The organism is Streptomyces sp. NPDC014764, assembly GCF_043082785.1.
Classification (GTDB): Bacteria; Actinomycetota; Actinomycetes; order Streptomycetales; family Streptomycetaceae; genus Streptomyces; species Streptomyces althioticus.
Genome location: NZ_JBIBXY010000004.1, coordinates 279,362 through 302,456 on the forward strand (window position 1 = coordinate 279,362; position 23,095 = coordinate 302,456).

General features: G+C 74.6%; 24 protein-coding genes. 9 read left to right on the forward strand and 15 right to left on the reverse strand.

Annotated elements, in window-relative coordinates:
- Window positions 1–17: 17 nt before the first annotated feature.
- Entirely contained in the window at window positions 18–581 is a 564-nt protein-coding gene (locus ACF1AG_RS13140; RefSeq protein WP_359600260.1) for a DM13 domain-containing protein, read from the reverse strand.
- A 319-nt stretch (window positions 582–900) separates the two neighbouring features.
- Window positions 901–1,074: a CsbD family protein gene (locus ACF1AG_RS13145; RefSeq protein WP_078493159.1), complete on the reverse strand. Its 174-nt coding sequence runs from the start codon at window positions 1,072–1,074 to the stop codon at window positions 901–903.
- A 137-nt stretch (window positions 1,075–1,211) separates the two neighbouring features.
- Between ACF1AG_RS13145 and ACF1AG_RS13150 the strand changes: the two genes are divergently transcribed.
- From ACF1AG_RS13150 to ACF1AG_RS13160, 3 genes are all read left to right on the forward strand, one after another.
- Window positions 1,212–1,382 (forward strand): hypothetical protein, encoded by a 171-nt coding sequence (locus ACF1AG_RS13150; RefSeq protein ID WP_033276627.1) that lies wholly within the window; start codon window positions 1,212–1,214, stop codon window positions 1,380–1,382.
- 223 nt (window positions 1,383–1,605) lie between these two features.
- Complete coding sequence (locus ACF1AG_RS13155; protein WP_359745891.1) at window positions 1,606–2,373, forward strand: polysaccharide deacetylase family protein; 768 nt, start codon at window positions 1,606–1,608, stop codon at window positions 2,371–2,373.
- 103 nt (window positions 2,374–2,476) lie between these two features.
- A complete protein-coding gene (locus ACF1AG_RS13160; protein ID WP_359608167.1) occupies window positions 2,477–3,061 on the forward strand; it encodes a TerD family protein in 585 nt (194 codons plus the stop codon).
- 81 nt (window positions 3,062–3,142) lie between these two features.
- Here the strand turns inward: ACF1AG_RS13160 and ACF1AG_RS13165 are convergent, their stop codons facing one another.
- From ACF1AG_RS13165 to ACF1AG_RS13175, 3 genes are all read right to left on the reverse strand, one after another.
- Window positions 3,143–3,853 (reverse strand): hypothetical protein, encoded by a 711-nt coding sequence (locus ACF1AG_RS13165; RefSeq protein WP_387795928.1) that lies wholly within the window; start codon window positions 3,851–3,853, stop codon window positions 3,143–3,145.
- Complete coding sequence (locus tag ACF1AG_RS13170) at window positions 3,850–4,401, reverse strand: SigE family RNA polymerase sigma factor (RefSeq protein ID WP_359600556.1); 552 nt, start codon at window positions 4,399–4,401, stop codon at window positions 3,850–3,852. Before ACF1AG_RS13170 ends, ACF1AG_RS13165 begins: the two co-directional genes overlap by 4 nt.
- A 70-nt stretch (window positions 4,402–4,471) precedes the next feature.
- Complete coding sequence (locus ACF1AG_RS13175; RefSeq protein WP_387795929.1) at window positions 4,472–5,068, reverse strand: hypothetical protein; 597 nt, start codon at window positions 5,066–5,068, stop codon at window positions 4,472–4,474.
- 226 nt (window positions 5,069–5,294) lie between these two features.
- Here ACF1AG_RS13175 and ACF1AG_RS13180 point away from each other — a divergent pair, with 226 nt between their 5' ends.
- Window positions 5,295–5,885: a PP2C family protein-serine/threonine phosphatase gene (locus ACF1AG_RS13180; RefSeq protein ID WP_387795930.1), complete on the forward strand. Its 591-nt coding sequence runs from the start codon at window positions 5,295–5,297 to the stop codon at window positions 5,883–5,885.
- An 85-nt stretch (window positions 5,886–5,970) separates the two neighbouring features.
- Entirely contained in the window at window positions 5,971–8,052 is a 2,082-nt protein-coding gene (locus tag ACF1AG_RS13185; protein ID WP_359600551.1) for a SpoIIE family protein phosphatase, read from the forward strand.
- Window positions 8,053–8,515: 463 nt separating this feature from the next.
- Here the strand turns inward: ACF1AG_RS13185 and ACF1AG_RS13190 are convergent, their stop codons facing one another.
- The 8 genes from ACF1AG_RS13190 to ACF1AG_RS13225 form a co-directional block, all read right to left on the reverse strand.
- Window positions 8,516–8,824 carry an SCO4225 family membrane protein gene (locus ACF1AG_RS13190; RefSeq protein WP_359600560.1) on the reverse strand — a complete coding sequence of 103 codons (309 nt, stop codon included), beginning with the start codon at window positions 8,822–8,824 and terminating at the stop codon, window positions 8,516–8,518.
- 100 nt (window positions 8,825–8,924) lie between these two features.
- Window positions 8,925–9,599 carry a response regulator gene (locus ACF1AG_RS13195; protein ID WP_387795932.1) on the reverse strand — a complete coding sequence of 225 codons (675 nt, stop codon included), beginning with the start codon at window positions 9,597–9,599 and terminating at the stop codon, window positions 8,925–8,927.
- Window positions 9,596–11,995 carry a histidine kinase gene (locus tag ACF1AG_RS13200; protein ID WP_387795934.1) on the reverse strand — a complete coding sequence of 800 codons (2,400 nt, stop codon included), beginning with the start codon at window positions 11,993–11,995 and terminating at the stop codon, window positions 9,596–9,598. The genes ACF1AG_RS13195 and ACF1AG_RS13200 overlap by 4 nt, the downstream gene beginning before the upstream one ends.
- A 96-nt stretch (window positions 11,996–12,091) precedes the next feature.
- Entirely contained in the window at window positions 12,092–12,595 is a 504-nt protein-coding gene (locus ACF1AG_RS13205; protein WP_387795936.1) for a GNAT family N-acetyltransferase, read from the reverse strand.
- Between the two features lie 20 nt (window positions 12,596–12,615).
- Entirely contained in the window at window positions 12,616–13,824 is a 1,209-nt protein-coding gene (locus tag ACF1AG_RS13210; RefSeq protein WP_359600543.1) for an FAD-dependent oxidoreductase, read from the reverse strand.
- 101 nt (window positions 13,825–13,925) lie between these two features.
- On the reverse strand, window positions 13,926–14,873 hold the full coding sequence (locus ACF1AG_RS13215) for an RNA polymerase sigma-70 factor (protein WP_359747895.1): 948 nt from the start codon (window positions 14,871–14,873) through the stop codon (window positions 13,926–13,928).
- A gap of 89 nt (window positions 14,874–14,962) precedes the next feature.
- Window positions 14,963–15,169: a DUF4287 domain-containing protein gene (locus ACF1AG_RS13220; protein ID WP_006134592.1), complete on the reverse strand. Its 207-nt coding sequence runs from the start codon at window positions 15,167–15,169 to the stop codon at window positions 14,963–14,965.
- 97 nt (window positions 15,170–15,266) lie between these two features.
- Entirely contained in the window at window positions 15,267–16,400 is a 1,134-nt protein-coding gene (locus ACF1AG_RS13225) for a sugar ABC transporter substrate-binding protein (protein ID WP_391809752.1), read from the reverse strand.
- 309 nt (window positions 16,401–16,709) lie between these two features.
- Here ACF1AG_RS13225 and ACF1AG_RS13230 point away from each other — a divergent pair, with 309 nt between their 5' ends.
- Both ACF1AG_RS13230 and ACF1AG_RS13235 read left to right on the forward strand, forming a co-directional pair.
- Window positions 16,710–18,128 (forward strand): hypothetical protein, encoded by a 1,419-nt coding sequence (locus ACF1AG_RS13230; RefSeq protein ID WP_387795939.1) that lies wholly within the window; start codon window positions 16,710–16,712, stop codon window positions 18,126–18,128.
- A 51-nt stretch (window positions 18,129–18,179) separates the two neighbouring features.
- A complete protein-coding gene (locus ACF1AG_RS13235) occupies window positions 18,180–18,500 on the forward strand; it encodes an antibiotic biosynthesis monooxygenase (RefSeq protein WP_033276614.1) in 321 nt (106 codons plus the stop codon).
- A gap of 10 nt (window positions 18,501–18,510) precedes the next feature.
- On the opposite strand, the gene bla is transcribed toward ACF1AG_RS13235, so the two are convergent.
- Both bla and ACF1AG_RS13245 read right to left on the reverse strand, forming a co-directional pair.
- Window positions 18,511–19,431, reverse strand: coding sequence for a class A beta-lactamase (bla, locus tag ACF1AG_RS13240; protein ID WP_387795940.1), 921 nt, complete (start codon window positions 19,429–19,431; stop codon window positions 18,511–18,513).
- Window positions 19,432–19,463: 32 nt separating this feature from the next.
- Window positions 19,464–21,092 (reverse strand): penicillin-binding transpeptidase domain-containing protein, encoded by a 1,629-nt coding sequence (locus tag ACF1AG_RS13245; RefSeq protein WP_387795941.1) that lies wholly within the window; start codon window positions 21,090–21,092, stop codon window positions 19,464–19,466.
- A gap of 85 nt (window positions 21,093–21,177) precedes the next feature.
- Between ACF1AG_RS13245 and ACF1AG_RS13250 the strand changes: the two genes are divergently transcribed.
- Together ACF1AG_RS13250 and ACF1AG_RS13255 are read left to right on the forward strand one after the other, a co-directional pair.
- Window positions 21,178–22,146 (forward strand): LysR family transcriptional regulator, encoded by a 969-nt coding sequence (locus ACF1AG_RS13250; RefSeq protein ID WP_387795943.1) that lies wholly within the window; start codon window positions 21,178–21,180, stop codon window positions 22,144–22,146.
- Window positions 22,143–23,033: a serine hydrolase gene (locus ACF1AG_RS13255; protein ID WP_359600530.1), complete on the forward strand. Its 891-nt coding sequence runs from the start codon at window positions 22,143–22,145 to the stop codon at window positions 23,031–23,033. Before ACF1AG_RS13250 ends, ACF1AG_RS13255 begins: the two co-directional genes overlap by 4 nt.
- Window positions 23,034–23,095 lie beyond the last annotated feature (62 nt).

Here is a 23,095-nt window from a genome sequence, read left to right on the forward strand (position 1 = left end):
CCGCGTGACCGGCGGGGTCAGACCGCCGGGGCGAGTTCCGCCGCTCCGAAGGAGACGTTGAAACGGTCGCACCAGATGCTGACGCTGCTGTGGCCGGACGGGTCCACGTCATGGGGGAGGGCGTAGTTCTGGTCGCCCTTGTTGCCCTTCAGCGCTCCGAGGTCGACGTACCGGCCGTCGTCGAAGACGTGCCAGCCGGCGCGTCCCTCCTTCACCGGCGCGTCGGTCAGCCACACGCGCAGGTCGGGGCCGTTGCTGGTGTCGAGCCCCTCCAGTCGCACCACGTGACTGCCGTCGGCCAGACGCACGAGGCTCACCGTGCCGGTGGTCGCGTGCTCGTGGCTGATCAGTTCACCGCTCGCCAAGGTGACCGGGCTGCGGGAGGGCTGGGCAGACGGTGCGTCCGGCAGGACTACGTCCGGGGCGGTCGTCGCGGCTCCTGGCAGCGCCTCCCGCACCGTCTCGTCCTGCCACAGCTTCCACGGCTGGAACCAGTACAGCCCGAAGCCCGCCACGGCAACCACCCCCACCAGCACTCCGGCCGTCCGCGGCCCGGACATCGCCTTGCGCACGCGTCCCATGTCGCCCCACCCCTGTGATCGTTCGGTTCCGCCAGTCAACAGGAAGGCGGGGCGCGCCGGGCCGCCCGGCCCATGACGAAAGTCTTACGGCTCCCGCCCGGGCCCGGTACGGGCATCCGGCGACACGGGCACCGCCATCGGCGTCGGGCTTCATCGCACTCCGGGCCGCCGTCGACGTCATCCTCGGCATCACCTACGGCATCCACCGCATCACCTACGGCATCCACCGCCTCGCCACCCGGCGAGCCTGAGACGCGCACACCCGTGTGGGGCCCCCGGTTGCGCACCGGGGGCCCCACACGGGCGTGCGACAAGCGGGTCAGTGCTTGAACGCGTCCTTCGTCTTCTCCTTGGCCTCGCGGGCGTCGCCCTTGCTCTTCGTGGCCTGGCCCTCCGCCTCCATGCGCTCGTTCCCGGCGGCGCGTCCCAGGGCCTCCTGGGCCTTGCCCTGCGCCTGCTCGGTCTTCGCCTTGGCCTTCTCACCGGCACTCACGGAACATGCCTCCTCGTAGCGTTCGGGCACTGTGTGGTCAGGCCACGGGTGCCCCCACTTCCCCTTCACAAACAAGGCGACAGCGAGGTGTGCGACTGCGGGTCGAGGGCAAACGGAGCGGCAGGAGGTCGATAACTATGGTTCCCTTGCTGCTCGTTCTGCTTCTTGCCCTGATCCTCTTCGGCGCCGGCTTCGCCGTGAAGGTCCTGTGGTGGATCGCCATCGCGGTCCTCGTCATCTGGCTGCTCGGCTTCGTCATGCGCTCCACGAACGCGGGCGGTGGTCGCGGCCGCTGGTACCGGTGGTGACGCGCTGCACCGCGTCATCGCACCACCCCCCGGGGGCCCGGTCACCACGGTGACCGGGCCCCCGGTCCGTACGGACATCCCCGTTCTGTCCGTGAACGTCCCCGGATGTGTCCGTGATCCGTAACGGACGCATCCGGGGACGTCCGTGTCCCGTCCTGCCCAGTGGTTCCCGGAGAAGTCCGGGACGCGGGCGACGAGCGACAGCAGGAAAGCGGGGCGGGACATGGCGCGGCACAGCGGTGGACGGAGCTGGTACGGCAAGGTGGCCGGGGCGGCGCTCGGGGTGACGATGCTCGCCGTCGGCGCCTCGGTGTACACCGCCCAGGCCGACGTCGTGAACGGCGTCCCGGAGGCCGGCGCGTCCGCGAAGCCCGCCGCCGTGAAGCGGGTCTCCCCCACGATCGCCCACGCCTCCGACGCGGGCCCGCGCGGCGTCAACATCACCATCGACGACGGCCCCGACCCGCGCTGGACGCCGCAGGTGCTGGAGCTGCTGCGCGAGGAGGGTGTGAAGGCCACCTTCTGCCTCACCGGCATCCAGGCGCGGACCCACCCCGGCCTGGTCAAGGAGATCGTCGCGGACGGGCACGTGCTGTGCGACCACTCCGTCTCCCACGACACCGCCATGGACCGGAAATCCGAGGCGTACCAGTCGAAGGAGATCCTCGACGCCGAGCGCATGATCACCGAGGCGTCCGGGGGTGTCCGTCCCCTCTACTACCGGGCGCCCGGCGGTGCGTTCACCCCGCACAGCCGCGCCGTCGCAGCCTCCCGCGGCATGCGCCCGCTGGGCTGGAACGTCGACACCAAGGACTTCGAGCAGCCGGGCGCGGACTCCATCGTGGAGACCGTGCAGCGGGAGCTGCCCAACGGCCCGACGATCCTCTTCCACGACGCGGGAGGCGACCGCGCGCAGACCGTCGAGGCGCTGCGCCGCGTGCTGCCCTGGCTGAAGGAGGAGGGCTACTCCTTCGGCTTCCCGGTGCGTTGAGCGTCCGCAACAATCACGTTCCAGGGCAGACCCGCCTGTTCAGGATGGAGCGGCGCCAGGCAGACTCAAGGCCGTACACCCGTCGACGAAGGATGGCTCGTTCATGATCACGCTGACCAAGGAAGACGGCCCCGCGGACCTGGACGGGGTCACGCACCTCTCCATCGGCGTCTCCTGGGACCCGACCGCCGGATCCAGCGGCGGAGTGCTCGGCAAGCTGCGCCGCAAGACCGGTACGGACCTCGACCTGATCGCCATCGCCATGTCCGGCGGCGACCCGGTGCGCCTGGCCGGCCTGGACTCGCTCGACCCGATGGGCAACGGCTCCCTCCTGCACAGCGGCGACAACCAGACCGGCCACGGTGACGGGGACGACGAGACGGTGACCGTCGAGTTCTCCCGCCTGCCCGGCGCGATCACCTCGATCGTGTTCGTCGCGGCCGCCTACAAGAAGGGCAGCTCCTTCCAGAAGGCCCGCAACATCAGCTTCAAGGTCTACGACGCCACCGGCGGCAGCAGCCAGCAGGTCGCCGACATCTGGCCGAGCATGCTCAGCCAGGACAACGGCTGTGCCGTCGCCAAGGCCGTGAAGGTCGGCAACGGCTGGAAGCTCCAGGTGATCAACGAGACCGGCAAGATCAAGCAGGGCGACGAGCACGCCCTGATGCGGTTCGCCGTCAGCAAGTAGGCGGGTGGGCGAGCAGGAGGAACGGGCGGCCACGACACCGGCTGGGGGGTGTCGTGGCCGCCCTCCCACGTTCCCCCCCCGTCAGGGGAACGTGGCGTAGACGCGGCCTTCCGTGTCGCGGACGGTGACCGGCGTCTCGACGTCCGTGGGGGCGACGGCGTACCAGACGCCCCACCCCGGCCGGCCGGGCAGTTCCAGCAGCTTGCCGCGCACCGGGCCGTCCTTCGACGCGACCTCGACGACCGACGCCGTCCCCTCACCCCCGTAGTAGACGCCCGAGGCCAGCACCGTTCCGCCGCTCATCCCCTCGGTCTGCAGCGAGACTCCGGGCCGCGTCCTGTCGATGTTGCCGTCCACCACGCTTTGGAACTGCCCCTCCGGCATGTCCGGCGTCGTCCAGTGCTTCCCCTCCTCCGTCAGCCACAGCACGAACCCCGGCGCCGCCGTCACCCGCTCGCCCGGATCGACGATGCGCGGCGTCGGCGCGGACACGGTGGGTGAGGCGGACGGCGCGGGCGAGGAGGACACCGTGGCGGCCGGGCGCGTGACACGGTCACCGCCGTCCGGGCCGTGCAGGGTGACGAAGGCCAGCGGCGCAAGCAGCACGGCGCAACCCGCGCCCAGCACCGTCGTACGGCGCCTGCGCCGGATCGTCCGGCCGCGGCGCTCCACGGCCGCCAGCGGCACCCGGGACGGCGTGACGTCGTACGCGGCGGCGGCCAGGGACTCGCGCAGGCGTCCGGTCCCGGCGGGCTCGGCGTCCCGTTCTGCTCCGGGGTCGAGGTGGTTCATGGGCGGGCTCCGGGAAGGGGGTGCGGGCGCTCGGCGGCGGCGAACGCGGGATGGGAGCGCAGGGCCTCGAGGCCGCGCCGCGCATGCGTCTTGACCGTGCCGGGCGAGCAGTTGAGCACCTCGGCGATGGCGGTCTCCGGCAGGTCCTCCCAGTACCGCAGCACCAGCACCGTCCGCTGCCGGGTGGACAGCGAGCCGAGCGCCTCGGTGATCTCGGCCCGGGACTCGACGGACTCGGCGTGACCCTGGTCGCGCTGGTGCACCCGCTCCGGCAGGAACGGCATCAGCAGATGCGTGACCCGGCGTCTGCGGGTCCGGCTGATGTTGTTGTTGACCAGGGAGCGCCGGACGTAGAAGTCGACGTCGTCCGGCGGGACGCGTCCCCAGCGGGCGTACACCTTGGCCAGCGTGGTCTGCACGAGATCCTCGGCCTCGTGGAAGTCCCCGGTGAGCAGGAGGGCGGTCCGCACCAGACGGGCCCAGGCCGCACCCGCGTAGGCGGCGAAGTCGGGGTGTTCCGGCAAGGCGGCGGACGTCTCGTGCGGCACGGACAGGTTCCTCTGCGTCGGGTACGGGGGGCGGCCGGGCGGGGGACCGGCCGGTCCCCCGCCCGCGGGGTCAGCGCAGCGACAGCGAGGCGTAGACCTTGCCCTTGGTGTTGCGCACCGTCACCTCGGACACGAAGCTCCACGAGCCGTCGCTCGGAACGGTGTCGGCGACCGCGTACCAGACCCCCCAGCCGGGACGGCCGGGCAGCTCGATGAGCTTGCCCTGCAGGGTCCCGGCGGCCGTACGGAGCTCGACGGTCGACGCCGTGCCCTTGCCGCCGTAGTACAGGCCGGAGAGGTAGACGAGTTCCGGGGTGCCCTCGGACTGGACGGAGACGCCGGGGCGGCTCAGGTCGACGTTGCCGTCGACGACGCTGCGGAACTGGCCCTCCGGCATGTCCGGCGTGGTCCAGTGCTTGCCCTCGGGCGTCAGCCACAGCTCGAAGCCCGGCGCGCCGGTGACGCGCTCGCCAGGCTGGACGATGCGGGGCGTGGGGGCGTGCTTCGCCACGGCCGCGGGGGCGGCGGCCGGGGCGGCCGCCGTCACGGTCGCGGAGTGCGGTGCCCGGCCGGCCGAGTCGTGGGGCGCCGCGTACGACATCGTGGCCATGCCGGCCACGGCGGCCGTGACGGCCGTGACGGCCAGGTACTTCGGGGTCCGCTTCATGCGGGCAACTCCTCGCGGATGACGGGCCCTTGCGGGCCCAGGTGGTCTGACGGGCGGAGGGCGCCTCTCCATCCGTACAAACCCCGGCCCCCCGCCCTCCGGATGACACCCGCCGGGAAGTTTCTCCGCGCGGACTTCCCGCGGGCGTCCGTGGGGCCGCCCGGCCCGCCCGCCACCGGGTGCCCGGCCCACGCTCCGACGGCCGCCCGGCCGGGCCCTCCACCGAGTGCCCGCCCCGCGCACCGGGCATACCGTCCCGGTATGGGCGCCCGGGGCGGCGGAACGGTCCGGCCTGCCGCAGCGGCCGCGCGGATCCGGTTCTTCCCGGCGTCCACAGGGTCAGGTCCCGAGGGGCGCCGCCAGGTGCGCGCCGCCCGCCGGGGTGCTCGTCCGCACCAACCGCCTGCTCACCGGCCTCGGCCCGGGCCTGTTCACCAGCTGCCTCTACGTCCACCTGGCCCGGCATCGCGCGCGGCTCGCCGGTGCCGGGCATCCGCCGCCGGTGCTGCGCCGGCCCGACGGGCGCGCCCAGGTGCTGCGCGTCCCGCCGAACCTGCTGCTCGGCGTCGACGCCGCCGCCGACTGCACGTGCACCCAGGTCGACCTGCCGCCCGGCTCCGTCCTGGTCCTCTGCACCGACGGCCTGGTGGAGGTGCCCGGCACCGACCTCCTGGACTCCTTCGAGGCGCTCGCCGCGCGGCGGGCCGACGCCGGTGACCTGGACGAGGAAGGTCTCGCCGACGTGCTCGTCGAGGACGTACGGCGCAGCGCGCACCGCAGTGACGACGTGGCGCTGCTGCTGCTGCGGACGCGGTGACCCGTCCGGCCGAGTTGCCGCGTGCGGATGATGCGAGAAGGTGAGAGAAGGCCGGGAGGGGGATGGCCCGCGAAGGGAGGGTGCCGTGCCGGACGGTCCCGTCGACGACGCCGCGGTGCTGGACGCGCTGTTCACCGGCTCGCCCCAGGGCCTGTTCGTGCTCGACGCCGACCGCAAGGTCAGCCGGTACAACCTGTCCGCGCGCGGGGTGCGGGCCCTTCCGGCCGAGGACGTCGTCGGCCACGACGTGCGCGACTTCGCGCCCGACCTCGAACCGGAGCTCGGGCAGCTGATCGACAAGGTGCTCGCCACGGGCGAGCCGGTGCTCGGGCGGCTGCTGCGCGGCCGTTCCCCGTCCGAACCCGACCGGACGCTCGCCGTGGAGGTGTCCCTGTTCCCGCTCCACGACGGCCCCGGTGTGGTGGGCGTGGTGAAGGACGTGACCGACCGGCAGGCCGCGACGGACCGTCTCGCCGTGCTCAGCACGGTGCACCGGACCGTCGGCGGCACGCTCGACGTGCGGGCCACGGCGGACGCCCTGGTCGACGCGCTGGTGCCGGACTTCGCCGACGCGGCGTCCGTGGATCTGCTGGACGACGACCCCTCCGGGGCGGCGCCCCCGTCCGGTCCCCTGCCAACGTCCGTGCCGCTGCGCCGGGTCGCGTTCGCCGCCCCCGACTCCGTCGAGCCGTCACGGCACACCGGCGACAGCCGTCCCTTCCCGTTCCCCACGCCGTACACCCAGGCCCTCAGCGACGCGCACGCGCGTCTGGTGCAGGTCACCCCGGACGACCCGTGGCTGGCGACGGACCCGGACGGCTTCGCCGTCCTGCTCGGCCGGAAGGTCCACTCCATGATCGTCGCGCCGCTCACCGCGCGGGACACCGTGCTGGGACTGCTGACGCTGTACCGCAGCCGGGGCGACGCCTTCGAGGACGCCGACCTGGACGTGGCCCGGCAGGCCGCCGCCACCGCGGCCGTGCACCTGGACAACGCGCGCAGCTACCGCCGTGAGCACACGGTGGCGTCCGCCCTCCAGCGGCGGCTCCAGCCGGGCGTGACCCCGCGGCTGTCGGCGGTGGAGACCGCGCACGTGTATCTGCCGGACAGCGCGGGCGGGGCCTGGTTCGACGTCATCCCGCTCTCCGGGACCCGGGTGGCGCTGGTCGTCGGGGACGTGGCCGGTCACGGCATCGAGGCCGCGGCCACCATGGGGCAGTTGCGCGTCGCGCTGCGCACCCTGGCGCTGCAGGACCTGGAGACCGACGAGGTGCTGACCCATCTGGACGAGGTCGCAGGACAGCTCACGGCCGTCGACGCCCGCGGGGCACACCCCTACCTGGCGACCTGCGCGGTCACCGTCTACGACCCGGTCTCCCGGCAGTGCACCATGACGCGGGCCGGACATCCCGCCCCCGTCCTGGTCGACCCCGACGGGGCGCCGATCCACGTGGACGTGCCGCTCGGCCCGCCGCTGGGCTCGGAGGGCGGCGCCGCGTACGTCCCGGCGGTCACCCAGCTCCCGCCGGGCTGCCTCATCGCACACGTCACCAACGGGCTGCTGGGTGCGGAGGAGGAAGGCGACGGCCATGCGGACGCCGTGCGCCGCCTGGAGCATGTGCTGGCGACTCCGTCGCGGCCGCTCCACGAGCTGTGCGACACCGCCGTCTACCGCATGACGCCCTCGCGCCACGACGACGCCGTCCTGCTTCTCGCCCGGACCGAGTGCCTGCCGTCCGACCGGGTCGGCGACTGGACGCTGCCCTCGGACGCCTCCGTCGTCGGCACGGCCCGCCGGCTGGTCGGCCAGCAGCTCGCCGCCTGGGACCTGGACGACTGCACCTTCACGACCGAGATCATCGTCAGCGAACTCGTCACCAACGCGATTCTGCACGGCGAGGGCCCTGTCCGCCTGCGCCTCATCCACGACGAGGAACGCCTGCTCGCCGAGGTGACGGACGCGAGCAGCGCGAGCCCTCACCTCCGCCACGCCCGCGCAGGCGACGAGGGCGGACGCGGCCTGTACATCGTGATGCGCCTCAGCGCCCACTGGGGCGTACGCCACGGCCGCCAGGACAAGACGATCTGGTCCGAACAGCGCCTGGGTGAGGAGGCGTCGGAGGACCTCCTCTCGGCGGTGGAGGTGTTCGACACGACGGGAATGTGAAGGGCGCGTCCGGGTCACGTCGTCCGCGCGCTCACCCCAGGCCACGCGGTGCGGTCACCCGGACCGCCGAGGACGCACGGGAGCGTCGGAGTACGGGGGCGGGCCGTCCGGACCGGCGCGCCCGCCCTCGCCTCCGTGCCGTGGGCTCCTGCGTCTCGGGGGCGGTGTGCGGTGCGCCCTCGGGTGTGCAGGGGCCGCGCAGGTCCCGGCTCCGGCTCGCCCGCGCCCCATGTGAGCGGCGTCCCGCGCGCCTGGGGTGCCGAGCCGCGCCCCGGCGTCCGGCGGACCGTCCGGACGGGCGCCGGTCCGCGCCTCCCGGGGCAGGGGCGCCTCGGGAGGCGCCCCTGCGGCGACCGGCCCGTCGTCGCGGGCACCGGTCACCCCTCCCGCGTCCGGACGCGTGTGCGTCCACGGTGCTTGCGCGGGCGGGCCGACGTCGGTCCCGACGTGAAACGGGCGCGTCTCAGCGGGTCGGGGCTCCGCGCAGGCGGCGTGCGCACCAGCCGATGACCGCCGCGTTGACCAGCGCCCCCATCGCCACGGCGAACACGAAGGTGGGCAGACCGCCCGGCAGGGCGAGGCCGACGAGGCTCGCCGGGGCGGTGGCGAGTACGGGGATGACGCCCGCGAAGGACGCGTCCTCGTTCTCACCCGCGCTCGCCGCGAACGCCCACACGGTGAGGGCGACGCAGACGCCCAGGTAGGCGAGGGCGAAGACGTCACCGTAGAGGTGGCGCAGGCGGGTGAGAAGGGTGCGGTCACGTCCGGTCATGGTGGGCTCCTGAGGCGCGCTGCCGCCGGTGCTGATGGTGGTCATGTTCATGATCCTCGGGTCGGTGTGGTGGGTACAGGTGGCGCGCGGAACGCCGGTTCTAAAGGGCGGTGCCGGGCGGGTGGGGGCGGGCGAGGCCGAGGTCGTAGGCGAGAATCGTCGCCTGCACCCGGTCGCGGAGCCCCAACTTCCGCAGCAACGCGTTGACATGGGACTTCACGGTGCCGACGGCGATGCCGAGCTGGTCGGCGATCTCCGCGTTGGTCAGGCCGGCGGCGACCAGGGTGAGGACACCGCGCTCCCGGCCGGTCAGACCGGACAGTTCGGGGACCGGCGCCGCGGGGCCGTCCCCCGCCGTCGCGTAGTGGGAGACGAGCCGACGGGTCGCGGACGGGGCGAGGACGCTCTCGCCCGCCGCCACCACACGGATCCCGCGCAGCAGTTCGGAGGCGTACACGTCCTTGAGGAGGAAGCCGGAGGCGCCCGCCCGCAGCGCGTCGAAGACGTAGGAGTCGAGATCGAAGGTGGTCAGCACCAGCACCCTGGGCGCACCCGCGCGGCCGGTGATGATCCGGGTCGCGGCGATGCCGTCCAGCTCGGGCATCCGTACGTCCATGACCACGACGTCCGGCGCCAGTTGTCCGGCGAGCCGCACCGCGGCCGCACCGTCGGCGGCCTCACCCACGACGGTCATGTCCTCCTCGGCGTCGATCACGGCGGCGAATCCCGCGCGCACGATGCCCTGGTCGTCGGCGACCAGCACCCTGAGGCTCATCGTTCCCTCTCCTCCCCGTCGTCCGGCGCGAGGGGCAGCAGCAGACGGACGGTGTCCGCCGGTCCGGTGGTCAGCGCGCCGCCGAGCGCCGCGACGCGCGCGGCCAGGCGCTCCCGCACGGCCGGGTGGACGGCGGACGGAACCCCGGTCGCGCTGAGCGTCAACGTACCGCCGTCCGCGTCCAGTTCGAGTGTGGCCGGCTGCTGTTCCCCGCCGGCGGCGAGCACGGTCTCGGCGGCGTGGTAGGCGGTCAGGTCCAGGGCGGCGGGCAGCCGACCGGGTACCCGCGCGGTGAGGCGTATCTCCACCTCCCGGCCGGTGGCCCGGCACTGCCGGGCGAGCAGGTCCAGCGCCTGGAGCGTGGGCTGCGGGCGCAGCGCCGGCCGGTCCTCGCCGTCGCGGACCGTGTCCAGCAGGGCGCGCATCGCCGCCAGCGCCTCCCGGGCGCGCTCGGCGGTCGCCTCCAGCCTGCCCGCCTCGGCCTCGGCGACCATGTCGGCGGTGCGGGCCAGCACGGTGGACTCGAGTCCGCCCGCGATCCGGCGCCGCTCGGCCCACGCGTCGCGGACCGCCTCGCCGGTCAGCGCGCCGAGGCGGCCGTCCCGTTCGGCGCGGGCCGCCCGTGCCCGGCGGGCGCGCAGGGTGGCGATGCGGTGCGCCGCGTACATCACCGGGGCCGTCCCCGCGAGGGCCGCGGTGACGACCGCCCAGACGGGTGCGGTGGTTCCCCGGTCCAGCACGGCAGTGGTGACGGCGGCCGTGTGCACCACGATCGCGCCGACGAGGAGGTCAAGGCGGGTCAGTGGGCGGCTGCGGCGCCGTCGTGGCCGTTCGCGCGGTTCCCCGCGCCCCTGGGCGGGCGGCCCGGCCGGCGCCCTGAAGAGGCGCCGGGAACCGCGTGACCAGCTCCCTCCGGCCCGCACCGCCCCGTCCACGGCGAGTGCCGCGCACGTGGCGACCGCGCCCAGCAAGGGCGGCAGCAGCACCGGCCCGGAGTATCCGCCGGCCACCGCCGCGGCGGGCCACAGCAGGGCGAGGACGCCAAGGACGCCGTACGCGGTGCGCGGAGCCCTCCGCACCCACAGCAGCGTGACCGCCTGGGCGGCCGCGAGCAGGGCGAACAGCACGCCCGCCGACACCTCCGGCCCCGTCGAGGCGTCCTCCGTCCGTATCGCCAGCACCGGCAGCAGCGGCTGGAGGACGAGTCCGGTGGCAGCCGTGACCTGGGCGGCGCGGTGGCCCCGCGCACCCGGCCGGTCAACGGCTCCGGCGGTCCGTCCGGGCAGGACCGCCCGCACCTCCCAGCCGCCGTCCTCCGTCGGACCGGTGGTCAGGGTGCCGCCGGCCTCCCGGGCGCGGGAGCGCAGGATGCCCTGGCCGCGTCCGCCGCCGAGGTCCGCGCCGTGCGCGGGAGTACCGGGCAGCGGAGCGCCGCTGGTCACCACGACGTCCGTACGGTCGTCGCCGTACCGGCACCGCACGGTGGTGGCCGCGCCCGGCGCGTACCGGGCCACGTTGGTGAGCGCCTCCCGCACGATGCCGTACACGGCGTCGGCGACGGCGCCCTCCGGCAGCGGGTCGGTCGCGCAGTCGACGGGCTGGCCGATCCGCCGGAACCCCTCGACCAGGGCCGGCAGCCGCTCCTCGGGCGCGGGCAGGCCGCTCCGCGAAGGGGCGGGGGACCGCACCGCACCGAGCGCCCGGGTCACCTCGTGCCCGGTGTCCACGGCGAACCGCAGCGCCTCGTCGCCGAGTTCGGGACGCCGGTCACGCAGCCCCAGCGCGGCGCCGACGGTGACCACCACCGCGGTCAGATGGTGGGCGCTGACGTCGTGCAGTTCCCGTTCCATCCGCCGCCGTTCGACGGCGGGCAGCCGGTGCCGCTCCGACTCCGCGCGACGCAGCAGGTCCTCGGACGCCCGGCGCGCGCCCCGGGACCGCCGGACGAGCAGCCCGGTCCCGCACGCGGCCGCGTACAGCAGGGCGGTGAGCACCAGGTCCAGCCCGTCACGCTCACTGAGCCGGTGCAGGGTCAGCCCGTGCAGGAGCTGCCAGACGGCGAGGGACACCCCGCACAGCACGGTGGTGAAGGCGTCCCGTTCGACGGCCACGGTCCACAGCGCGAGCGCGACCCCGGCGGTCCCGAGCACCGCCGTCGCCCCGACGGGCAGCGGACCGGCGCCCAGCGCGCAGGCGACGGCGACCACGACGAGGGCGGTCACCGGGCGGCTCCGGCGCAGCGCCAGTACGGCGGTGACAGGGCCGGCGACCAGCACCGCCACGAGCAGGGAGGACGCGGACGGAACCTCGCCGCGCACCAGTGCCGCCCCCGGCCACACCAGGGCCTGGGCGCACAACAGCAGGACCGGTACCAGCCGGTCGTCGATGCGTTTCATGACCCGTTCAGGCTAGGTCGCGGACCCCTGCCTCCCCCTCCGGCTCAAGGGGGATCCGGGTCTCTGTCGCTGGGTGCAGAAGGAGGGCCGAGGGCCCTACTCGGGGCGGGCGAGGGAGCGGCGGAAGCCCGCGGCCCGGCCCGTGAGGCCGCACGCTTCGTGGAAGTAGAAGGTGTGGACGTAGGCGTCGTCCGCCGCCGGCAGCTGGACCTCGTAGCACCCGGCGGCCTCGCCCAGCCGCAGGCCGGCGCCCGTCAACCGACGCCCCACGCCGCGCCGTCGACAGGCCGCGGCCACGACCAGGTTCTCCGCGAACAGCACGGCCCGTCCGCCGCGGGTGAGGTTCGGTACGACGATGCAGTCGGCCGTCCCGGCCACGGCCTCGCCGACGACGGCGACCGGGACCGTCCGGCCCTGCTGATCCGGCATGGCCGCCCAGACGGCGGCGGCGGACGCGGGAGGCAGCGGGGGGTCGTCCGGGTTCAGCTCGCCGTGGAGGGCGGGCACGGCCGGCAGGTCCGACTCCTCCGCGGCCCGCACAGTGATCTTCGCGCGCCGAGCCTGGGACCTGTCCGCCCGGCCGCCGGGTGCCGTGGACACCCGGCGGCCGGATCCCGTGCTCAGGCAGCCGACTCCGGTGCCGGCGCCGGGGCCGCGGATGCCGTCGGGGCGGGGTGGGTGATCCGGCGACGGCGGGTGGGGAGGCCGAGGGTCGGGTGGGCGACGCCCCAGGCCGCGCTCTTGCAGATCAGCTCCTTGTAGAGCGCCGCGACGCGGCCGGTCAGCGCGGCGCTCCTCGCACGGTCGTCGGCGGTGACGTACTGGATGAGGCCGTCCCTGCGGCCGAGCGAGATGCACTGGTTGAAGTACCGCAGCGGCACGTGCGGCAGCTTGCCGCCGGTGAGGCGGGCCGCGATCGCGTCGGCGGCCTGCCACGCGGTGGGCGTGCCGGTCGCGCACGACATCCGCAGCGGCTTGTCGCCGGGCCCCTGCACCAGCGCCGCGTCGCCGACCGCGTACACGTCCGGGTGCGAGAGCGAGCGCATGGTGCCGTCGACCACGATCTGCCCGGTGTCACCGACCTTCAGGGTCGTGGCGCGGGTGATCGGGTGGACGGCGAAGCCGGCGGTCCACACGGTGAGCGCGGACGGCAGGACCGTCCCGTCGGCAGTGACCACGCGGCCGTCCTCCACGGCCGTGACCTCGGCGTTCTCGCGCGCGGTGATGCCGAGCCGGTCGAACACCGCCCGCAGGTGACCCTGCCCCTTGGGCGACAGCCAGTCGCCGAGGCCGGTGCGGGCGGCGAGGGTGACCTCCAGGTCCGGACGTGCCTCGGCGATCTCGGTGGCCGCCTCGAGACCGGTGAGGCCGCCGCCCACCACGACCACGGGCTGCCCGGCGGCGAGTCCCGCCAGCCGCTCACGCACCCGCAGCGCGCCGGCCCGCCCGGCGATCTCGTGGGCGTGCTCGGCGGCGCCGCGGACGCCGTGGTCGTCCCAGCGGCTGCCGAGGGCGTAGACGAGCGTGTCGTACGCCAGCTCCTCGGCGCCGCCGTCGCCGGTGACGGCGACGACCTTGCGGTCGGCGTCGACGCCGGTGACGCGGGCGACCTTCAGGTCGACGCCGGTCCCGGCGAGCACGTCGGCCAGCGGCCGGTGCGGGAGCTCACGTCCGGTGGCCAGCTCGTGGTTGCGGACCCGCTCGACGAAGTCGGGCTCGGCGTTGACGAGGGTGAGGGAGACGTCGTCGCGGTGCAGCCGCCTGGCCAGGCGTCCGGCGGCGGAGGCTCCGGCGTATCCGGCTCCGAGGACGATGATGCGGTGCTGCATGGCAGGCTCCTGTCGTCGACTGGTTCGCCCCTTGAACCGGGCAGCCCGCCGATCCCTGACACCTCCGGAATGTTACCTGCGTCACATCGCGCGGAGGCGGCTCAGTAGACGGCCCTCACCAGCGGCTCCCCGTGGTCGACGGCGGCCCACCGCTCCGCCACACGCTCCAGCTTGTCGGGGTTGACCTGGCTGCGGACCGCCGCGATGCCGTCCTCGGTGACCTCCAGGCACATCACGCCGATCACCCGCCCGTCGACGACCGCCACGACGGCCGGATCGCCGTTCGCGGTCGTCGCGTACAGCTCGGGCGAACCGCCCGCCACCGCCCGCTTCCCGGCGCCCGGCGTGAACAGGCCCCGCAGGAACGTGGCCACCGCCTTGACGCCCTCGAACGCCTTCGCGCGCGCCGGCACCTTCCCGCCGCCGTCGCCGACCGCGACGGCGTCCCGCGTGAGCAGCGCGACCAGCGGCTCGGTCCGTCCGCTGGTGGCGGCCGCGAGGAACTCCTCGACGACCCGCCGCGCCTCGGCCCCGTCGATCTCCCGGCGCGCCCTGCCCTGCGCCACGTGCTTCCTCGCACGGTGCAGGATCTGCTGACTGGCGGCCTCACTGACGTCGAGGATCTGGGCGATCTCCTTGTGCGCGTAGCCGAACGCCTCCCGGAGCACGTACACCGCGCGCTCGTCCGGGGACAGCCGCTCCAGCAGTACGAGCATCGCGAACGACACCGACTCCCGCTGCTCGGCGGTGTCGGCGGGCCCCAGCATCGGGTCCCCGGCGACCAGCGGCTCGGGCAGCCACTGGCCCACGTACGTCTCGCGCCGGGCACGGGCCGAGGTGAGCTGGTTGAGGCAGATGTTGGTGAGCACCTTCGTCAGCCACGCCTCGGGCACCTCGATCCGCCCCGTGTCCGCGCCCTGCCAGCGCAGATACGTCTCCTGCACGGCGTCCTCGGCCTCGCTCGCGGAGCCGAGCAGCCGGTAGGCGATGGCCTCGAGCCGGGGCCTGGCGGCGAGGAACCGGTTCACGTCGCTCGTGGGCGCAGACATGCCGCGATCCTAGGCACGACCCGGCGTCCGCGCCCGCCTTCACGCCCGCCCGCCGCGCCCGCGGTCGCACCCGCCGGCGCGCCCCGCGGTCAGCCCTTCTCCGCGAGGGTGTGGGCGACCAGGGCGTTGGCGTGCCCGTGGCCCAGGCCGTGCTCGGTCTTGAGCCAGGCGACCAACTCCATGTGCCGGGTCAGCGGCGAGGAGCGGATGAGCTCCTTCCACTCGGCCACGGGGCGGCCGTACTTCTTCTCGATGGACGGGAAATAGCTGGCGGGGCCCTTCACCTGTGCGCTCATGACGACCGGTCCTTCCTCCGCTCGCGGACACCTACGCCCATGAAGACCGGAGGGAGGACGCGAACTGATCGGCGGCCGGACGTGACCCGCGTCACTTTCAGCCGGTGAGCCCGATCTCCGCGCAGTCGTCCGCGTGCGCCGGGGTGCAGATGTCCTTGACGGTGTAGACGCCGTCGGCGATCACCGTGTCCTCGATGTTCTCCCGGGTGAGGGCGACCACCGGCACCAGCATCGCCGGGATGTCCTTCCGCGACCGGCTGTCGATGACGTCCTGCGCGAGCGCGTCGAACTGGATCGCCCGGTCCTGCACCTTCGCCACGGCCATGTCCGCGGCCCCGGTCGCCTCCAGCAGGAAGGACTTGTACACCGTCATGTACTGGGTGCCGGAGACGACCCGCCGCACCGCCTCCAGGTCCGCGTCCTGCCCGGTCACCGGCGGCAGTTCGCTGAGCCCCGCCTGCTGGAGCTCCTCGATGACGGCGCCGGCCATGCCGTCGTTCGCCGAGTAGACGGCGGCGACGTTCCCCGCGCCGACCTTCTTGATCGCCTTGCGCATGTTCTCCGCCGCGACCTCGGGCAGCCACTTCCTGGTGTCGTACGACGCGGCGATGTCCACCGCGCCGTCCAGCTCGTCCAGCGCCCCCTTCTTGAACAGCGCGGTGTTCGGGTCGGCGGGCTCGCCGTTCATCATGACGACCTTCTTGTTCTCGGCCTTCTCACCGAGCGCGTTGACCAGGGCGCGGCCCTGCACCTGGCCGACGAGTTCGTTGTCGTGCGACACATAGGCGTCGATCGGGCCCTCGGCGAGCCGGTCGTAGGCGATGACGGGTATGCCCGCCCGCTTGGCCAGGCGCACGTCGGGGGCGACGGCGGACGCGTCCACCGCGTCCACGAGGATGACGTCGACCTTCCGGCCGATCATCTGCCGGAACTGCTCGCTCTGCTTCTCCTTGCTGCCCTCGGCGTTGGCGTAGACGACGTCGCCCTGCTTGTTCGTCTGCGAGGCGATGCGCTCCTTGATGAGCGGGTAGTCGAACTGTTCGAACCGCGCCGTGTCCCGGTCGGGCAGGAGCAGGCCCACTGTGATGTCGTAGTCGACGCGCGCGTCGGCGCTGTCCTCGTCGTCACCCGGTCCGAGCGCACCGCAGGCGGTGAGGGAGAGGGCCGTGAGGGAAGCGGTCAGCAGCAGGGCGCAACGGCGTGCGGCGGCAGCGGTGGTACGGGGCTTCAAGATGGGGGTGCCTTCCGGGCGGGGCGTGCGGCATGGGGGTGGAGCTGGACGGCCGACGCGGCACTCCGTGCGGCGTCGGGGCCGACGTCCGGCCGGGCCCAGAACGTTGCTCAGCAGTGTGTCCGTTGTGCGGTGGTGCGGCACGCGTGCTCACGACCTTCACCCCGGGCACGCCGAGAATGTGCGCAGGAGCGGCACACGGGCTGCACACAGGGGGACGAGTGCCTGGCTAGCGTGGCTGTTCCCTGCCCGGACCGGGCCGGCCGCGCCTGCGCGGACGCCCGGTACGACACCTCAGGAAGACAGCGGATGGACTACTGCTCCACGTGTCGCCGGCACCTGAACGGCGCCCTGGTCTGCCCGGGTTGCGGCGCCTACGCCCCCGACATCGCCCCCGGCATGGTGGGCGGCCACCGCGTCCCCGGACGAGCGGCGACGACGGGACCGGCGCACCGCGCCGCCGAAGAACCCGCGGAAGGCGGATGGTTCACCGCTCCCGCCCGGCCCACGGAGACTACGCGGCCCAACGACGGCCGACGGCCGGCCCGCTCCGCAGGGCCCGACGAGGCCGCACGGCCCGCCGGTTCCGCACGGACCACCGGCGCCGGTCGGTCCCTCGACGGCGCACGGTCCGCCGACACCACATGGCCGGCCGGCGGCGGACGGCCCGCGGAGACGGCGCGGCCGAACAACGGTCTGCGGCCAGCCGGTTCCGCACGGGCCGTCGGCACCACGGGGCCCATCGACCCCACGCGGCACGGCGCGATCGGCAATGAATCCGCGCGGCCGGGCGGTTCCGAACGGACCAGCGACACCGCGGGGCCCGACGAGGCCGCACGGCCCGCCGGTTCCGCGGGCGCCGCGCGGCCCTTCGGCGGCGCACGGGCGGGCGGCGCCCCGCGCCCCGTCGGCGCCGGCCGGCCGGGCGGGGAGACCGCGCCCCCCGCCGAAGGCATACGATCCGTCGTCCCCGCCCGCCGTGCCGAGGCCGCGGTGTACGCCGCCCCGGCACCGCCCGCCGAGACCGCGCGGCCCGAGGAGGCCGGCGGCACCGCCGCCGACACCGCACGGTCCCTGCCGGCAGGCCCCGGGACCGGACGTGCCGCGCGACGGCGGCAGTTGGCGCGCTGGAAGAAGACGCAGCGGCGCGCCCTGGTCGCCACGGCCGTGGCGCTCGTCGGCGGCGGCATCACCCTCGCCTCGACGGACCGGGGCGGCGGCGACCGCACCCAGGCCGCCACCGCGCCCGACCTGCACGGCATGGGCGGGACCGGTGGCACCACGGACGAGGCGGCCGACGCCCCGTCCGTCTCCCCGGACCGTACGACCACCCCGCCGCGGGCAGCGGACCGCCGCACCACCACGCGTCCCGAGGCCGCGCCCACCACCACCGCGCCCCCGTCCGGCACCCGCACCGACGGCGCCGCCGCCACCGAGGTGCCCGCCGGGGGACGCTCGGACGCGTCCGAGTCGGTCTCCCGTTCCGGTGACCGTTCCGAGGCGAGCCAGGGCACCGGAGGCACAGTCCCGGGCTCCGGCGGCTCGACGGCCCCCACGCGCCCCTCCTCGCCCCCGCCCTCCGCCGACGACGGCAGCGGCGACACGGGCGGCGACGGCGGTCCGGACCAGGGCGACGGCTCGGCCACCCAGCCGGCGCCCAGCACCCCGCCGCCCGCCGACGAGCCGCGCGACCCCCGCCTCTGCCTGCTGGTGATCTGCCTCGGCTGACCGCACCGCCCCGACCGGCGGTCCGGACGGGGACTGCGGGACAATCGCGGCATGAGCGTCGTCAAGATCAACGTACTCACGGTTCCCGAGGACCAGCGCGAGACCCTGGAGAAGCGGTTCGCCGCGCGGGCCGGGGCGGTGGAGAGTTCGGACGGCTTCGAGTGGTTCGAGCTGCTCCGCCCGGTCGAGGGCACCGACACCTACCTCGTCTACACCCGCTGGCGCAGCGAGGAGGACTTCGAGCGCTGGAGGGACGGCCGCGGGCAGGCCGCCCACGCCGGCCCGCAGGGCGACAAGCCGCGTCCGGCGGCCACCGACGCCACCCTGTGGTCCTTCGAGGTGGTCCAGCAGGCGGCGCCCCGCCAGGACTGACCGGCGGACGTCACCCCAGCACGTCCAGCACCCGCCGCGCCGCCTCCGCCACCAGTTCGTCCCGGCCGGACGCGGCGCGGTCGGGGTGTTCCGTCAGCACCGACAGCACCAGCGGGGAGCGGCCCCCGCCGGGCCACAGCACGGCCACGTCGTTGGCGCGGCCCCAGTCGGCGCTGCCCGTCTTGTCGCCGACCTTCCAGCCGCGCGGCACCGCCGCCCGGACCCGGTGGTCGCCGGTGGTGTTGCGCACCAGCCAGTCGGTGAGCAGGGCGCGCCCGGCGGCGGGCAGGGCGTCGCCGAGCACGAGGGCGCGGTAGTCGGCGGCGATCGCGCGGGGCGAGGTCGTGTCCCGCGGGTCGCCGGGCGGGTTGTTGTTCAGCTCGGGCTCGGTGTGGTCCAGCCGCGTCACCCGGTCGCCCAGCCGGCGCGCGTACGCGGTGAGGCCGCGCGGGCCGCCGATGTCCCGCAGCAGCAGGTTGCCGGCCGTGTTGTCGCTGTAACGGACGGCCGCGTCGCACAGCTGCCGCAGTGTCATGCCCTCCCCGGTGTGCTTCTCGGTGACGGGCGAGTACGGCACCAGGTCGGCCGTGCCGTAGGGGATCCGTTCGTCCAGGCGGGCGCCGGGGCGCCGGTCCACGACCGCGGCGGCGGCGAGCGTCTTGAAGGTGGAGCAGAGCGCGAAGCGCTCGTCGGCGCGGTGGACGACGGCGGCACCGGTGCCGGTGTCGACGGCGAACACCCCGAGCCGGGCGCCGTACTCGCGTTCCAGCGCGGCGAGGTTCCGGGGGCTGACCGGGGACGGTGTGCCGCGGCCGGCGGTCGCGGAGGAGCCGGAGGCCGGGGCGCGGTCCTGGGTGTCGGTGGCGCAGCCCGCCACGGGGACGAGGGCGGCGGTCAGCAGCAGCGAGCGGCGGGAGAGGCGTGGGGTCATGACGGGACGTCCTTCAACGGTAGGGGGGTGGCTCAGGAGCTGGGGGCGGCGGACAGCAGGGCGTGCAGCACGGGTCCGGCCGAGCCGCCGCCGGTGACGCCCTCCTCGACGACGCAGGCCACGGCGACGCCGTCGCGGTGGGCGACCATCCAGCCGTTGTTCTCCTGCTCGTCGGAGACCTCGGCGGTGCCGGTCTTCCCGCCGACCTCCCCGGCCAGCGGGGCCAGGGCGTGCGCGGTGCCCTCGGTGACCGTGGCCCGCAGCAGTGTGCGGAGCTGACCGACGACGCGGGGCGGCAGCGGCTCGGTCCTGGTGGTGTCCTCGGTGCCGGCGACGAGGACGGGCTGGTGGAAGCGGCCGGACACGGCCGTCGCCGTGACCGACGCCATGATCAGCGGGTTGGCCTGCACCCTGCCCTGGCCGATCATCGACGCGGCCTTCTCCGTCGCGTCCCGCGGCTCCGGCACGGACCCGTCGTACGAGGGGACGCCCACGTGCCAGGTCTGGCCGACGCCGAAGTGCCTCGCCGCGACCTCCCCGAGCTCGCCGTCACCGAGCCGGCCACGCAGGCCGATGAACGCGGTGTTGCAGGACTCGGTGAACGCCTTGCGGAAGGTGGCGCCCGGGTGGGCGGAGGTCTCGACGTTCTGGAACTGCTTGCCGACGGTGAGGTATCGGGGGCAGTCCACGACGTCGTCCGGGGCGACCGCGCCCTTCAGCAGCAGGGCGCTGCTGGTGACGATCTTCCAGGTGGATCCGGGGGCGTAGGTGCCGGAGACGGCGCGGTTGAAGCCGTCGGCCGGGGAGTTGGCCACGGCGAGGATCTGTCCGTCGTCCACGCGCAGGGCGACCAGCGCCGCGTTCTTGCCGTCGGCCTTCTTCAAGGCCTGCTCGGCGGCCGACTGCCAGCGTGTGTCGAGGGTGGTGCGTACGGGCCCCTCGTCCTCGTGCGTCCTGCGGCCGAAGGCCGCCTCGGTGCGGCGCACGTCCCCGGTGACGCGGTCGACGAGCAGCACCGCCCCGCGCGGCCCGCCGCCGCCCGTGGCACGGCCGAGCTGGGCGAGGACCGGACCGAGGGAAGGATGGGTGGCCGCCGACAGGGCGCGGCCGGCGCGGTCGTTCGCGCGGACCGGCTCGGCCTCCTCCCGCTCCAGACGGAACTTCTCCGTGCCGCTCAGCCGCGGATGCACCAGCGACAGCCGCCAGTCCACCTTCCACTCGCCGCCCCGCTTCCGCAGCGGCAGCTCGGCGGTGTACGTCCACGTGCCGAGGCCGGCAACGGGCATCCGCGCGGTGTACGGCACGGTGACGGCGCGCCCGTCGGACTCCGCGTCCTCCACGGGCTCGCCCGCGGTGAGCACGGGTTTCTCGATGTCGAGCCCGGAGGTGAAGCTGCTCAGCACCTCCTGGGCGCGGTCGGGTCCGGTGGTGCGGGCGGCGGCGTCCGGGAGGCGTCCGGCGGCCCAGTCGGCGAGGAACGCGCGAGCCTCGGCCGCCGCCTCCGGGTCGGGCCCTGACTCGCCCGCGAAGGGGCCGAGCCCGGCGCCCCAGGCGCCGCCGACGCCGACGGCGGCGACCGCCGTGACGGCGACGAGCGCCTTGACCGCCGTAGGGGGGCGGCGGCGGGGACCGGTACGGGGAAGGTCGGGAAACGTGTTCATGCCCCGACCACAGCAGTGCCCAGGGCCATCCGTCCAAGTCCGCTATCAATCATGGACCGATAAACACTCGATATGATGACTGGTCGTGGACCTGGTGCGGCACCTGGAGTGCTTCGTGGCTGTTGCCGAAGAGTCACACTTCGGCCGTGCCGCCGCACGTCTCGGCATGGCGCAGCCCCCTCTCTCGCAGCGCGTGCAGCGGCTCGAACGCGAGCTGGGCGTGCGGCTCTTCGAGCGCACCAGCCGTCAGGTGCGGATCACGGAGGCCGGGACGCTGCTGCTGGCCGAGGCGCGGGAGGTGCTGTCCCGCACGGAGGCGTTCCTCGCCGCCGCCCGCAGGGTGCGCGACGGCGAGACGGGTCTGCTGCGCGCCGCGCTGCCCCCGGACCTCTCCGGCGAGACGGTGGCCGCCCTGCTCGCGGATTTCGGCGGGCGTCACGCGGGGCTGGAACTGGAGCTGCACGAGCTGTCCACCGCCCAGCAGCTCGACCGGCTCTCCGCGCACGACCTGGACGTGGGCGTCGTCCACCACCCGTGCGACGTGACGGGTCTGGAGCTGGGCCCGGTGCTGCGCAGGGAGATGGGCGTGCTGCTGCCCGCCGGCACCGCGGCGGCCGCCCTCGACGAGGTCCCGCTGCCCTCGCTGTCCGGCCGCGACCTGATCCTCTTCCCCCGCACGGCGGCCCCCGCCCTCTACGACGAGCTGCTGACCACCTGCGCCCGCGGCGGCTTCACGCCCGGCGCCGTCCGCCACGGCCAGGGCACCAGCTTCGTCAAGGGTCTCGTGCTGTCCTCGGGGGCGGTCGCGCTGTGCCCGCGTGACGCGGCCCCCGCGGGGCAGGGGGACGGGGAGGCGGACGTCGTGTGGCGTCCGCTGACCGGCGGGGCGCCCGCGCTGCGGCACTCCGCGGCCTGGCCGAAGGGGCGCGGTGACGCGGCCGTGCAGGCGTTCGCGGAGGCGGCCACGCACGCCCTGCGTACCGCTGCCGGCGCGGTCCCCGACGTGCCCGCCCGTCCCCTGCATCTGCGACCGGCATCGGAGTACTGGCTGTGACGGACGCCGTCGCCCGCATCCACGCGGCCCTCACCGACGCCGGGGTCACCGGCTGGCTGCACGCCCTGGACATCGACTCCGGCGAGCAGCTCGACGCCGGGGCCGACCAGCCGGTGTGCACGGCGAGCGTGCACAAGCTGTGTCTGCTGGTCGCGCTGCACGAGCAGGCGGCGCGGGGCGCGCTGGACCTGGCCGAGCAGGTGGAGAGCGTGCCGGAGGGGCGGACGGCGGGGCCGACGGGCGTGGCGGCCATGTTGGACGCGGCCCGGATGTCCCTGCGCGACCTCGCCTATCTGATGATCGCGGTGAGCGACAACGCGGCCGCCGACCTGCTGCTGCGCCGGGTGGGTATGGACGCCGTGAACGCGACGACGGGCCGGCTGGGCCTCACCCGGACGAGGGCCGTGCACTCCTTCGGCGAGATGCTGGCCACCATCAAGGAGGACGCCGGGCCTGAGGGGGCTCGGGCGCTGGCCGATCCACGGGTGGTGAGCCGGCTGCGGGCGCTGGACCCGGCGCGCACCAACCGCAGTACCCCGCGGGACATGACCCGGCTGCTGGGCGCCGTGTGGCGGGACGAGGCGTGCACCCCGGAGCACGGCGCCGCCATGCGGCGGATCATGGGACTTCAGGTGTGGCCGCACCGTCTGGCCTCGGGTTTTCCTTTCGACGACGTCCATGTCGCCGGAAAGACCGGCAGCCTGCCGACCCTGCGCAACGAGGTGGGCGTGGTCGAGTACCCGGACGGGGGCCGTTACGCGGTCGCCGTCTTCACCCGGACCGCCCACACGGCGGCGACCCTGCCGGCGGCCGACGCGGTGATCGGCACGGCGGCGCGGATCGCGGTGGACGCGCTGCGCGCGAGGGCGTTCCGCTCGTCGCGCTGACCGTCACGCCGGACGCGGCGGAAAACGTACGGAAAGAATGTCCGTGAACAAACGAAAAGCGG